This is a genomic window from Limosilactobacillus oris DSM 4864, assembly GCF_001434465.1.
Taxonomy (GTDB): domain Bacteria; phylum Bacillota; class Bacilli; order Lactobacillales; family Lactobacillaceae; genus Limosilactobacillus; species Limosilactobacillus oris.
In genome coordinates this window covers 50,785-63,586 of sequence record NZ_AZGE01000001.1, presented here as the reverse complement: position 1 = coordinate 63,586, position 12,802 = coordinate 50,785, and the positions used below count along the sequence as shown (strand labels likewise).

The 12,802-nt window shown below is 41.9% G+C and carries 13 protein-coding genes; 1 reads left to right on the top strand and 12 read right to left on the bottom strand.

Features of this window, described 5'->3' with window-relative positions; genetic code table 11:
* Nucleotides 1–23: 23 nt before the first annotated feature.
* On the bottom strand, nucleotides 24–1,385 hold the full coding sequence (locus tag FC49_RS00320; protein WP_056983693.1) for an MFS transporter: 1,362 nt from the start codon (nucleotides 1,383–1,385) through the stop codon (nucleotides 24–26).
* A 121-nt stretch (nucleotides 1,386–1,506) separates the two neighbouring features.
* Here FC49_RS00320 and FC49_RS00315 point away from each other — a divergent pair, with 121 nt between their 5' ends.
* Nucleotides 1,507–2,385 carry a LysR family transcriptional regulator gene (locus tag FC49_RS00315; RefSeq protein ID WP_056983691.1) on the top strand — a complete coding sequence of 293 codons (879 nt, stop codon included), beginning with the start codon at nucleotides 1,507–1,509 and terminating at the stop codon, nucleotides 2,383–2,385.
* A gap of 46 nt (nucleotides 2,386–2,431) precedes the next feature.
* Here FC49_RS00315 and FC49_RS00310 read toward each other — a convergent pair whose 3' ends face one another.
* The 11 genes from FC49_RS00310 to FC49_RS00260 all read right to left on the bottom strand — a co-directional run bounded on the left by FC49_RS00310 (nucleotide 2,432) and on the right by FC49_RS00260 (nucleotide 12,802).
* On the bottom strand, nucleotides 2,432–3,292 hold the full coding sequence (locus FC49_RS00310; RefSeq protein WP_056983689.1) for a GRP family sugar transporter: 861 nt from the start codon (nucleotides 3,290–3,292) through the stop codon (nucleotides 2,432–2,434).
* A gap of 20 nt (nucleotides 3,293–3,312) precedes the next feature.
* Nucleotides 3,313–4,467 carry a low temperature requirement protein A gene (locus FC49_RS09680; RefSeq protein ID WP_156402448.1) on the bottom strand — a complete coding sequence of 385 codons (1,155 nt, stop codon included), beginning with the start codon at nucleotides 4,465–4,467 and terminating at the stop codon, nucleotides 3,313–3,315.
* A 246-nt stretch (nucleotides 4,468–4,713) separates the two neighbouring features.
* Nucleotides 4,714–5,382, bottom strand: a complete 669-nt coding sequence (locus FC49_RS00300; protein ID WP_056983687.1) for an NAD(P)H-binding protein — start codon at nucleotides 5,380–5,382, stop codon at nucleotides 4,714–4,716.
* 24 nt (nucleotides 5,383–5,406) lie between these two features.
* On the bottom strand, nucleotides 5,407–6,198 hold the full coding sequence (locus tag FC49_RS00295) for an aldo/keto reductase (protein WP_056983686.1): 792 nt from the start codon (nucleotides 6,196–6,198) through the stop codon (nucleotides 5,407–5,409).
* A 142-nt stretch (nucleotides 6,199–6,340) separates the two neighbouring features.
* Entirely contained in the window at nucleotides 6,341–7,375 is a 1,035-nt protein-coding gene (locus FC49_RS00290; protein ID WP_056983684.1) for a lactonase family protein, read from the bottom strand.
* Between the two features lie 21 nt (nucleotides 7,376–7,396).
* Nucleotides 7,397–8,338 carry a YczE/YyaS/YitT family protein gene (locus tag FC49_RS00285; RefSeq protein ID WP_056983682.1) on the bottom strand — a complete coding sequence of 314 codons (942 nt, stop codon included), beginning with the start codon at nucleotides 8,336–8,338 and terminating at the stop codon, nucleotides 7,397–7,399.
* Between the two features lie 98 nt (nucleotides 8,339–8,436).
* Nucleotides 8,437–9,222 carry a glucose-1-dehydrogenase gene (locus FC49_RS00280; protein WP_164477253.1) on the bottom strand — a complete coding sequence of 262 codons (786 nt, stop codon included), beginning with the start codon at nucleotides 9,220–9,222 and terminating at the stop codon, nucleotides 8,437–8,439.
* Between the two features lie 332 nt (nucleotides 9,223–9,554).
* Nucleotides 9,555–10,478: a cysteine synthase A gene (gene cysK, locus FC49_RS00275; RefSeq protein ID WP_056983678.1), complete on the bottom strand. Its 924-nt coding sequence runs from the start codon at nucleotides 10,476–10,478 to the stop codon at nucleotides 9,555–9,557.
* 5 nt (nucleotides 10,479–10,483) lie between these two features.
* Nucleotides 10,484–11,311: a homoserine O-acetyltransferase/O-succinyltransferase family protein gene (locus tag FC49_RS00270; RefSeq protein WP_056983677.1), complete on the bottom strand. Its 828-nt coding sequence runs from the start codon at nucleotides 11,309–11,311 to the stop codon at nucleotides 10,484–10,486.
* Nucleotides 11,312–11,554: 243 nt separating this feature from the next.
* Nucleotides 11,555–12,094: a flavodoxin family protein gene (locus tag FC49_RS00265; protein WP_056983675.1), complete on the bottom strand. Its 540-nt coding sequence runs from the start codon at nucleotides 12,092–12,094 to the stop codon at nucleotides 11,555–11,557.
* Between the two features lie 387 nt (nucleotides 12,095–12,481).
* Nucleotides 12,482–12,802 carry an ArsR/SmtB family transcription factor gene (locus FC49_RS00260; protein WP_003713309.1) on the bottom strand — a complete coding sequence of 107 codons (321 nt, stop codon included), beginning with the start codon at nucleotides 12,800–12,802 and terminating at the stop codon, nucleotides 12,482–12,484.

Sequence of the window (12,802 nt, the reverse complement as noted above, 5' to 3'; positions counted from 1 at the left end):
AAGTCGACTATAAGGCAAGGACTTTATTTATGTGAACCACGTAAAATATTAAGACCAGCAATTAACATAATTACAGCTAGAACAACCATCCACATCTGAGCATGATCTATCATCGTTGCTGGGGAAGCAATTCCGGCAACCATCTCAGAAACGATTGATAATCCCACAGCTCCGCCAATTTGGTGCACGGTATTAACAACTCCAGAAGCTGCACCGGCAATATCGCCGGATGTATCAGCAACCCCGGCAACTGTTAATGGACTCATGATTAATCCCTGACCAATACCAATGAAGACCATTGGTAATGCCACGCCCAACCAATATCCTTGTTGGATGCCAATAATTGCGCCTAATGATAAACCCAATGTATCGATAATTGCCCCACTAATAAGTACAGCTGCATTGGAGAAACGGAAAGTCAAGCGAGCTACTAAGAGGGAAACGCCAAACTGAATTACTGTTAATGGTAAGAAAGCAATGGCAGCTAGCAATGGTGTAATGCCAAAGACTCGCTGTAGTGCTTGAGGCATTAGGAAGAAATAAGACATACTGGCACCCAACATAAAGAACCGGGAAACCAATGCACTTGCCCGTTGATTATCCTTAAAAATAACTAATGGCATGAGCGGATTCTTTGTGTGGGCCTCAATCAATACAAAACTTATTAATGCAACAATAGTAACAATAATTGCTGCACTACGGTATAGACTTCCATTAATACTGTAAACCAAAGCACTAAAGCCAATAATTGAGGTGATGGTACCCCACCAGTCAATCGTTAACTTATTTTGATAGTCAACAGTTGGATGGACGTAGCGCCAAGACATGATGATTAAGATTAATCCCATTACCATATCTAGATAAAAACCATTTCGCCAACTTGAATAGCTACTAATAATTCCACCAACGATTAAACCAAGACTCGTTCCAATACCAGCAGTAGCTCCGTAATAAGCGATGGCTCTTGTTAACATTGGACCAGAATAGTAGTCCATTAGTAAGGCCAATGTTGCTGGGGCTAATAATGCTCCACCAATTCCTTGAACTGCCCGCATTGCAATTAATATCGTTTGGTTTGGCGCGATTCCGACTAAGAATGACGCTATCGTAAAAATCCATAATCCTGTTAATAACACAGCACGTCGGTTTAAAATATCGCCAAGCCGAGCCCCAAATGATAGGAACCCACCAAAAGTTAAAGCGTAGGCATTACTTACCCATGCAATCATAATGATATTCATATGCATATCGCGGCTAATTTGAACAGTACTTGTAAATACTAATGAATTATTTAATAAAATCAAAAAGTAACTAATTAAAACAATCGGTAAAATAATCCCAAATTTACCAGAATCATTTACTAAATCATCGGTTTGATTTTCCAATTTCGTATCCTCCTCACAATTTAATTTATGTTGCTAATTGTAAGAGGATTGGGATTACTTGAAAATTACTACTTAACTATGGTAGGTTACGTGTGACGCAAGCTAAGAAAGGAAAAGAATCATGATCGATAATTATCTCTTAGAATATCTTGTTGCCTTTGCGCAAACCGGAACAATTGCTGGCGCTGCCGAGCAATTAAATATTACACAACCAACTGTTAGTCGAGGCCTGAAAAAATTAGAAACTCTACTGGACGTAAAGTTATTTGATCGTCAGCCACAAAAACTCTCTTTAACTGCCACTGGTAAATTTACCGCGCAACGAGCCCGTATCCTTTTACAACAGCAACATGATTTCAAAAAAGCTGTCCAACATTTTGCTAGTAAGAATGACTATTTACGAATTGCTGGAACTATACCAGGGCCATTATTATTACTAGAAAATATAATTGAACGTCTCGACAACCAGCTTGTTATTGAAACGAAAATAATTCTGCCAAATAACATTGAATCTCTTCTTCATAACCATAATTATGCTTTAATATTTAGTGCCCATGAAATACAAAATGCTGATATCGAATCACGATTTATTGGGATGGAGAAACTAGCAATCAAAATTACTAAGTTCAACCCGCTTTATCATCGGACGACTGTCAATTTTAATGACTTAAATGGTCATGAATTTGTTCTTTCTGATAACATTGGTGAATGGCGCAAAATAATCAAACAGTATATTTCAAATGCACAATTTCTTTATCAAGCACAACCTGAAGCGCTTCGTGAATTAGTGCATTATTCAAATTTTCCCATTTTTAAAACGAATATTACTAATTACCTTGATGAAAGATTAGCAATTGTTGATAGAAAGAGAAAATTTATTCCAATTAATGATCCCCATTCTGCGATTGAACTATATGCTACTTATTTAAAAAATGATCGCCAGAAAGTTACCCCTTTGATATCAGAAATGACAAAAATTTTGACACAGATATCAGACTAAAAAATGCCAGACCATGGATGCTTTTCATGATCTGGCGTTTAACTTTTTAAAAGACTGATGTAATAATTGCACCAACAACAATTAATACTAAACCAATACTGGTAAAGATATACCCGCGCTTACTCTTCCGTTCGTGAAGGAAAATAAAGCCACCAAGCGTTGAAATAACAACGGATAATTGTGAAACAACAAAAGCTGTATTAACCCCATTATCTCGAACACTGAGGATATAAGTAAGGGATGCAATTGAGAAGACAAACCCAATAATTAAACTACGCCAACTTGCCGGTTCACGTAATGCTGTAGTCCGGTGAGTAGCAAAGATATAGATCAATACACCAATCACCATCCCAACAGATTCTGGAAAGAAGATAGCGATTCCGGAAGTTGTTAAAGCCCGTGGAATGGCATTGTAAATAATATAACCGATGGTAGTTAAGAGAAGCATCAAAAGCGTTGTTGCTTTGCTACCATGAACATTATTTGCTTCTCCGTGGTCATTAATTGACGTTAAAACAGCACCAACAATCAAAAGGGCAATCCCAACAAAACCAGCAATCCGAGCAGTTGTTGTTGCCCACTCACCAAAAATAAATACCCCAACTAGTGAAGTACCGACCAACTGAAGGCCTGTTGAAATCGGCATTGTTTGTGAAACGCCAATTCGTTGATAGGCAGTGTATTGTCCTAATTGACCAACTATCCACATTGCCCCCGCTACAGCAGCCATGATAAACGTAGTAACTGATAACGACGGCCGTAAAATAATCATTACAAAAATACTAATAATTAGTGTTCCAACGGCAGTCCCAAAAATTTGATTAACAACTTTACTATTTGTTTTCATCACAATAAGTGGAAGAATCCCCCAACCAATTGCGGGTAAAAATAACCATAAATATCTCATATGTGTATCCTCCAATAACTTTAATTTAATAAGCGACCTTGCATAATCATGATTAGCAAAATAACAACTGTTCCACTTAAAAACCAAAGTGTTGGTGCAAATGCAATTCCAACTAAGATTATTCCTTCAATGATTAAATAACCAGTAATTAATTTTTTATTTACTTGTTCTTCTGTTTCTGTCCCAATAAAGACAATTGCGCGAATAATCGTCAAAAATAAAATCAAGCTCAATCCAAAAGATAGATTACCCATCAATTGACGATCAGTTCCTTCATAACGAAGCACCATTTGAATCGTGACTCCCATATAAAACGAGAACATTATTGCAAGAATAAAGAGCCAGCCAGTTAAAATCGTTGCAATTGATGAAGATAAAATAATATGGAGTGTGCCGAGGACTTGGTAATAGATTGCGGCGATCAAGGCAATTAAAATAATACAGATGATAAAGCGAATAATTGTATCACTAGTGATTCGGCTATTAACTGTCTCATATAAACCAGCAATAATTTCACCGAGGGCAATCATTGTCATCAACCCATATCGTTCAATCATCGAATCTTTAATTTGGTGTTCCATCTCTGCTTGATCATATTCTCTAGCTAAACGCGGATTAGCCGCAACGACATCAAAAATATTAAGTAATAGACCAAAGCAAAGACCAATTATTAGAACAAAACCGCCAATAAAATACGTCACCAACATTATGGCTAACGAAATCAAATGAACTGCGCCCCAAACCCGTGATGCGGGACCGTGAATGCGGTCAAAATAAGCTAAGCCGAACCAAACGGCTGCCATCAATAATTCAATCAGCATTAATACAATACTGATTCGGCTAAACTCACCCTCAATCGCTTCTGGAATAAAAAGTGCCCCAATTCCTGTTAGAATCATTTCTGTATTAATAATGAGCACGTTAATAATTGAGTCATTTCCATGATTATCAAAATAGCCTGATACCTCATTCCAGCCCCAAATAAACCAGCCAAATATAAGTACTGAATACCCAATACTAGTAATCGTTAAATTTTCTAACAAACTATCAGTTAATCTAGCGATAACAACCGCAAAAATTAAATCGTAGAACAATTCTAACCAGCTTACTTTACGATTAGCGATTTGATGATTAATTGTTCGCGGTTTACCCAAAAACGTGAATATCTTATTCAATTCGGCTTCTTCCTTTCTTCCAAATTTGACTGTCAAAAGTATAGACCTTGAAGTCGACTGCAACGCAAGGCCTTTTCTTCAATTAATTTAAAAATAATAAAAGGAACGAAACGATAGTCATTCACGACTACCATTTCGCCCCTTTTTGAGAATATGAAAGGTTATTGTACGTTAATTTATTGTATTAATGAATATTCACTATTTTATTAAGGGGGTATTTATTCTTTTGGGAGAGAAAGATAAATATTAATATACTGGACGGTTGCTGCCTTGAGTATCAGGGTCAGCAATTCCTAAACTATCATTGCTGCCGAATGTTGGATCAGCAACAATCTTCAAAACAACGTCCGCAATACTTTGACGTGAACCAGATACACCAACGAATTCGTCATCTTTATGAGTAATAGTGTACTTAATTTCATCGCGGTCGTTAAGCCATGGTAAACGAAGTGTAGTGTAGTCTAAGCCAGATTCGGCTGCTAGACGGTCAGATACTACAGCAGCGTTATCATCCCGAACAGTTCCACCGAAGCAAGTATCGCGGTTCCACTTACCAAATTCACCAGGAACCTCATCATAAATTCCAAGTAAGTTGGTAAGGATAAGGCGGTTAACGCCATCTTTCTTCATTGCATTAATAATGTTATGAGTTGGTCGATTATGACCAGCATCATCATGGTCAATAACAGCATTGAAGACCATATCTTGGCCCTTAACAGCCTTTTCAACATCCTCAGGGTTATTTAAATCTCCTTCAATAACCGTAACGCGAGGATTATCAGCTAGGTCACTGAGCCGACTGCTGTTACGTAAGAATAATGTCAATTCAACATCCTTAAATTTATCTTCGTTAAGAATACGATTTTCAACGATCCGGGCGATTTGTCCGTTTGCTGCTAAAATTGCTAATTTCATTTCTATTCCTCCACATCAAATTGATTAGTAATAACGCTTATTTTTGTTAACCTTGGCAATTTCTGCCATTTCTTCATCAGTTAACTTAAAGTCAAAGATATCGTGGTTGTCGTGAATATGTGCAGGGTTAGTAGATCCTGGAATTACAACAAATCCCATTTGAGTGTGCCAACGAAGAATAATTTGGACGTTGGACTTACCATACTTTTCTGCAAGCTTAGTAAAGATTGGTTCATTGATTAGACTACGATCACCTGATCCAAGTGGGTACCAAGCCATCAAACGAGTTCCGTAAGGCTTCAAAATTTCACGGGCTTCGGTTTGAGGGAAGTAAGGGTGAGCTTCAGCCTGAAGAACTTGTGGCTTAACTTCAGCAAAATCCATAGCACTCTTTAGCAGTGAAGCACTCCGGTCAAAGTTTGAAATCCCAATGGCCTTAATCTTACCGTCAGCGTAAGCTTTTTCTAAAGTCCGGTAAGCAGTTTTCCAATCACCAGTTGGTTGGTGAAGAAAAAGAAGATCGATGTAGTCAAGGCCGAGACGATCCAGCGCCTTATCAACTGCATCTGGATCATTGTATGATGAAGTCCAGAGCTTCGTGCTGACAAATAAGTCTTCACGATTGACACCAGAATTTTTAATACCACGGCCAACCCCATCTTCGTTGTAATAGGCTTCGGCAGTATCAATTAAGTGGTAACCATCAGCCAGTGCTGCTTCAACAGCACCCTGGGCTGCACTAGATGACATTCTAAATGTTCCAAGACCAATTTCTGGCATCTTAACACCGTTGTTCAAAGTAAATGTTTCTTCCATTTTATTTCACCTCATTATTTTTGATATCCTTTCAACAATTTATATCCTAATCCTTATAGTCGACTTTAAGGCAAGCCTTTTTTCTAAAAAAATAGCAATTATCGAAATATCACTAATCAGCTCACCACTAATTACTGATTTATCAACCTTTCTGGACACAAATCGGTTCAGGGCAGAAAATATTCCTTTGCAATAAAGTTAACTTGCCCGTGCCTAATGAGCGTTGGTAAAGAGCTAAATTCTCAGAGTTTTGATTAGCAACAACCAGGTATTTCTCGTTGCTACTAAGGTTAAAGTCCCGCGGATAATCACCCTCACTACTAATCGACTGAATGTGATCAACGGTAAAGTTAGGGTTAATTTTAAAGACAGCAATTGTGTTTTCACCGCGGTTACTAGTGTATACAAACTTACCATCTTGCGATAACCGGATTGCTCCAGCAGCATTATGGGCTGTCCAGTTAGCCGGAATTGTCTTAATCCTTTGAACTCGGGTAAAGCGACCAGTGGTTGAATCATATTTTACGACATCCAGCTCACTGCTAAGTTCTCCCAAAATATAAGCATACCGACCATTCGGATGGAAAGCTAAGTGGCGCGGACCGAATCCCGGCTCTTCATGATAGCAACTGACTTCCGCTAGTTTACCACCAGGCAAAATATCATAAATAGTCACTAGGTCTAAACCCAAGTCGCAGGTTACCAGTCGGCCATCAGGAGTTAAATCTGCATAGTGAATATGCGGAATATCTTGTTCTGGAGCAGGACCAGTTACCCCCGTATGAGTTACAACGTCAGTACGCTCTAACCGATCATTATCCGGACCTAAAGCAAACACATCAACCCGGCTGCCATGGTAATTAGCTGCAAATAATAAGTGTCTTTGTTCATCTAACCCGATGTAGGCAGGAGAAGGTGCAGCAAATAATTGCTCGTCCACCAGCTTAGCATCCTCAGGATTATCACCAGCCAGTTTGTAGATAGCGACCCCTTTTTGACCATCTTGTCCCTTTTTAATTGTATAAATTAGATGATTAGTCCCTACTTGGAGATAGGACGGTTTTTGCACCTTAACCGCTAACCGCACCTTTTCCAGTTTACCAGCGTTCAAGGTGACCCGGTAAATTCCCTGACTATCCTTATTTGTGTAAGTACCAATAATGAAATTCTCTGCCATCAGTAGTCATCCCCTAATTTACTATTTGTTATCTTGAGTCTTAACTGCCAGCGGACCACTACCCTGCTGAGCAGCTGCATTTTTCCGCCGTTGCAATTCCCCTCTTAACATATCATAACGGCGTTCAGAACTTTGATACGAGGCTTTGGCAATTTCCATGTTCCGTCGGGTAATTTTGAGCTGATCCTCGATATCCTTAGGCGAATATTGTGACAGCCGGCGCTGCATCAGGTTAGTTAACTCATATGATTGGGTTACTAAGTTATAGCTGCTTTTCCCGAAACGCGTCAATAGGTTTGCTACCCGGCGACCGGCCGACAAGTCTTCAACGCCGTCAATTGCCCGGCGCATCGGAAGACTGACGTGATTATCCCAGTAGGTAATCAGCGGCCCGGTAAAGAAGGCTACGATAACGGTCCCGACACCTACTGGTCCGCCAATCAAGAAGGCTACTAGCATGAAGAGAATATCCTGAACAATCCGAATGGTCCGATACTGCGTATGGAAATGATCCGATAAAATCGGTGCAATGGCATCGTAAGGGGCAACGCCAAGTTCAGCCCCCATGTACATTGATGCCCCGAGTGTGAAAAGAATTAAGCCGATAATCAAGTTGGAAATAATAACAATGATATTGAGGTGGTTACCAAATAGCTGTTGGTAGAGTGCAATAAACCACTGCACTTCAAAACCGACTAAGACCATGTTAAGCAAGGTCCCAATACCAATTTTATGCCGGTCTAGCACCAGAATAAAAATGAAAATAACTGCATTTACCAGCATTTGGTATACCCCAAGGCTCAAATTTAAGTACCCTGAAATCCCGGTATTAGTAGCCGTAAAGGGATCTAACCCCACTTGGCCACCCCGCAAAAAAGCAGTTCCTAGTGATAAGATGGTAATCCCAAGAAATGACATTACCGTTCGCCAGGCAATGTTAAAAACTGAATGGTTCTTTTTCATCCACAAGCACGTCCTTTCAAATCAAATTACATCTATGTATTAAAAATGCGGCACCAAAATATGTACCGCTTTTTTTACACCGTTAATTAAAAATTTTATTAACCGCGGCCACCTTCAAAGGAAGGGTACAGTGTCATCCCACCATCGACAAACATGGTAATCCCGGTCACATAGCTTGATTCATCGGATGCCAGCCAAGCAGCCGCAGCCGCAACCTCAGCTGGTTTACCAACCCGCTTCATTGGAATCATTGAAGTCGTGGTAGCCAATTGTTTTGGATCTGCGAATTTCTTAGCATTGATTGGGGTGTTGATGGCACCAGGACCGATTGCGTTGACCCGAATTCCCTTATCGGCATATTCCATCGCGATTGTTTCCGTAAAGAGCTTAACACCACCCTTGCTGGCCGCGTAGTGAGCAAATGTTGGCCACGGAATTTGCTCATGCACAGACGACATGTTAATGATGTTACCCTTCTTATTATTCTTCAAGAAGTAGTTCAACGCAGCCTTAGAGCCCAGAAAAACACCAGTTAGATTAACATTGATGACCCGCTGCCAATCTTTAAGGCTTAATTCTGTGGTTGGGTGTTGGTTTTCCATGCCAGCATTGTTAATCCAAATATCCAAGTCACCAAATGAATCAACAGCGGTATTAAGAAGTTTTTGCACGCCTTCTTCATTAGAAATATCCGCTTGAACTGCCACTGCCTTACCGCCGGCATTTTCAATTAGTTCAACTGCTTTGGCCGCACCTGCCTGATCAGAATTATAGTTAATAACTACATTCATGTGCTCTTGACCAAACCGTTCGGCAATTGCATTCCCGATTCCTTTAGAGCCACCAGTAATTACTGCTACTTTACCTGCTAAATCTTTGTATATCATCTGTTTCACTCTTCTTTCCCTTAATGATTGACAATAGTTTAATCCTTGCAGTCGACTTTAAGGCAAGTAATTTTTACAAAAAATGTGAGTGGGAAATAACCTTCTCGACAGGCCGTATGGCTAACCTAGAACGATAGTTGGCACAGCACGGGCCGGCTAGCGTTCGTCGGCAAATAGCCTTGCTTCGCGGCGTTAGCCACTAGCCCTGTGGTTACGACACGCAGTTAGCCTATTGTTTTCGCACGTTATCTTTATAATAGTTAAGAACTAGCAAGAGGCTGGTGAGAAAACCATCGTTTTCTCCCAGCCTCTTGTGCGCTGCTAATCGTTTAGTTATCGAATAATTCAGTTGATAAGTAACGGTCGCCACCATCCGCAGCAACAGTGACAACCTTCTTGCCTTTGCCCAGCTTCTTAGCGACTTCAATGGCTCCCTTGATATTAGCACCCGCAGAAATCCCCACGAGGACGCCTTCTCGGTGACCAACCTCACGAGCCATAGCAATCGCATCATCACTCTTGACTTCCAGAATTCCGTCATAAATATCAGTGTCTAACACATCCGGGATAAAGCCAGCACTGATTCCCTGAATCTTGTGCTTGCCGCCCTTGCCATCCTTTAGCAACGGTGATTCAGCGGGCTCCAAGGCGTATACCTGAACCGCCTTACCAGCACTCTTTAGCGCCCGGCCAACACCGGTCAAGGTTCCCCCAGTGCCAACTCCAGCGACAAAGGCATCTGGGGTCACATCTCCAAACGCTGCTAAAATTTCCTGCCCAGTTGTTTTTTCGTGAATTGCCGGGTTAGCAGGATTAGCAAATTGCATTGGCATGAAGTAACCCTTTTCCTTCACTAATTCTTTAGCCTTCGCAATCGACCCCTTCATTCCATCAGCTCCGGGTGTCAGGATCAGTTTGGCACCATAGCCTTGCATTAACTTCCGCCGTTCAACACTCATCGTTTCCGGCATGGTAATTACCAGGTGGTAGCCCTTTGCCGCGGCAACCATTGCCAGACCAACACCAGTATTCCCCGACGTCGGTTCAACAATGGTTCCCCCAGCCTGCAGCTTTCCCGCCTTTTCCGCATCCTCAATCATTGCTAAGGCGATCCGGTCCTTAATTGAACCCGCGGGATTAAGAAATTCAAGTTTAACGTATACGTCAGCAGCATCTTCAGGCACCACCCGGTTCAGCTTTACAAGCGGGGTGTTCCCTACCAAGTCAACGATTGAATTAACGATTTTAGTCATAGTTATTACTCCTTTACTAATTGATTAACGGTCATTTGTTCAGCAACCGATCGCAGCCAGTTGTCAAAGAAAGTGCGCTGGGTTCGTTCCCAGCTGAACTCCGGCCCCTTCATGTGAAGCGGATCCCGGAAGTAGTTTTGCGGCTTTAAGTATTGAATGTCAGGATGGGCATTGCGTTCACGCCGGTATTCCTTTAGCAGGGCATCCCGACCGTATTCCAAGTGTGAAAACAGGAAATACTGACTTTGTCCACGCGCCCGGAATGAAAATAAACGCTGCTCCTTAGTAACTGCATTGATGACCAGCCGTGGGTCTGCGGCTACCCGTGCAGCATCTAATTCCGCGTAGCGAGCATGGGGAGCCCAAAAACCGTCGGGCAGTCCTGCCAGCAACGGGTCCGGTTCGCGCCGAAAGTTGGGAAAGACACCAAAGAGTTTCTCCGGTAAAAACTGCTTTGGAATACCATAAAGGTAGTCGGCCGCCGCCATTGCTCCCCAACAGATATATAGTTGGGGAATCCCTTGCTCTACCAACCGGTCAATCAGTCGGTGAACTTCTTCTAGGTAGGTAATTTCTGCAAATGGCAGCTGCTCAACCGGGGCACCAGTGATAATAAAGGCATCATACTCCGTAACTTTCCGCAAATCCAAGGGTTGTGAAATTTGCTGAACCAGGTCCGGAACCGGGCGACCAGCGTAATGGCTCCGGGGGTAGAAGAAATCGACTTCAACTTCGTACGGGCCATTTTGCAAAACTTTGTTAAAGCGCTCTTGGGTATCGACCTTATCATGCATTAGGTTAAGGATACCGATCCGCAATGAAGGCTGCTTCATTAAACCACCTCACTTATTAATGAATACTGTTGCAAGCTAAAGGTTTCCCAATAGGAGGCTTAACAACAGCAGCTAACCGTAGGCTGATTATGAACAACCGTAATCTTCACTGTAAGCATCTCCTTACAAATATCTTTATGCTTATAAATAGTAAGTATAGTTTATACTCTACCACTGGCAACTGTCAACAAATTAGTTTCGCCATAAAGCAGTTCACATTAACCCTCAGCTGTAAAGAAAAGACTAAGCAATTGACCTGCCCAGTGCATATGCCTCCTGAACATGCCGGGAAAGTTTTGCTTCATTCCACGAATCGGCTGCCAAGACACTCCCCGCTGGCTGCCAACGCATATAATCCAACAACTGTTTAAAATACAAATTCAGGGAAGCAAAGGCATCCTCCTGCCCGTAGCCGGAAACCAAGGTGATTGCCTGTTTGTTACCGTGCAGTTCGTGATTATAACTGTAAAAACGGTCGATCACCGCCTTCAAGGCCGAATTGATCCCGTAGTAATAAAGGGAACTGACCAGCACCACCAGGTCAGCCTCTAACAGCTTGGGCATGACTTCCCGTTTGATGATGTCGTTTGGCTCGACCTCAACTTCCTGCTCCGGATGATTATCTTCTAATTGAATCAGCGAAAATTCATTGACCCGCCGGCCAGCATCAAAGCGGTAAACCTCGTTTCCCGCTTCAGTAGCACCCTTAACGAAAGCATCCGCTAACTGTTCCGAGCTTCCCGGGTGGTGTGGGCTTCCGGTTAACACAACAATTTTCTTCATAATAACGTCACTCCTTTAGACTAAATTGTAGTCAGTGTAGGCTAAAAAAGATTTAACTGAGGCTAGGAATTACCTCAACTTCTTAAATATATACTTAAAGGTAAAAACGCAACAGTGCAGTAGCTGGCTGGCAGTTCAAACGCTGATAAGCCAGCGCTTGACCACCCCATAGGTTAACGGAGATGGAACGACAAACTAGTCAAGCTAGTTCTGTCCCCACTCCCAAGTTCCCTACCGTTTCTTCCGCGGCGTGCCTCCTGTTAAGACCAGCAGCAGGACTGCCATCACGCTCAAACCGACCATTTGACTTACTAGCATCATCCAACCTCCTCAACATTTACATATCGCTATTTAACGATTTATACTCGCAAAAGAAAAGAAGAATCACTACAATTCTTCCTTGATCAACTCACCCAGCTTTTGGATTGCCGCCTCATTCCGACGGTAGAATGTCCACTTACCATGTCGCACCGCTATCAGCAGGTCCGCCTCCACTAGCATGTTGAGGTATGACGAAACTGTCGACTGTGCCAACCCCGATTGGTTGACCAGGTCGCTAACACAGACACCCCCATAATCCTTGATTTCCTCGCTAATGGGTATGCAGGTGGGCACGTGAATCTCATTTTCTGGGTCCTTGAGCCACTGTAAGATTTCTAGGCGCGTCTTATTAGCGAGCGCCTTAAAGAGTTTTTCATTTAACTTCAT

Coding starts and splice junctions, on each gene's coding strand:
- FC49_RS00285 (WP_056983682.1), bottom strand. CDS start 8,338: ATGAAAAAGAACCATTCAGTTTTTAACATTGCCTGGCGAACGGTAATG.
- FC49_RS00310 (WP_056983689.1), bottom strand. CDS start 3,292: ATGAGATATTTATGGTTATTTTTACCCGCAATTGGTTGGGGGATTCTT.
- FC49_RS00315 (WP_056983691.1), top strand. CDS start 1,507: ATGATCGATAATTATCTCTTAGAATATCTTGTTGCCTTTGCGCAAACC.
- FC49_RS00265 (WP_056983675.1), bottom strand. CDS start 12,094: ATGAAGAAAATTGTTGTGTTAACCGGAAGCCCACACCACCCGGGAAGC.
- FC49_RS00295 (WP_056983686.1), bottom strand. CDS start 6,198: ATGGAAGAAACATTTACTTTGAACAACGGTGTTAAGATGCCAGAAATT.
- FC49_RS00300 (WP_056983687.1), bottom strand. CDS start 5,382: ATGAAATTAGCAATTTTAGCAGCAAACGGACAAATCGCCCGGATCGTT.
- cysK (WP_056983678.1), bottom strand. CDS start 10,478: ATGACTAAAATCGTTAATTCAATCGTTGACTTGGTAGGGAACACCCCG.
- FC49_RS00270 (WP_056983677.1), bottom strand. CDS start 11,311: ATGAAGCAGCCTTCATTGCGGATCGGTATCCTTAACCTAATGCATGAT.
- FC49_RS00290 (WP_056983684.1), bottom strand. CDS start 7,375: ATGGCAGAGAATTTCATTATTGGTACTTACACAAATAAGGATAGTCAG.
- FC49_RS00260 (WP_003713309.1), bottom strand. CDS start 12,802: ATGAAGTTAAATGAAAAACTCTTTAAGGCGCTCGCTAATAAGACGCGC.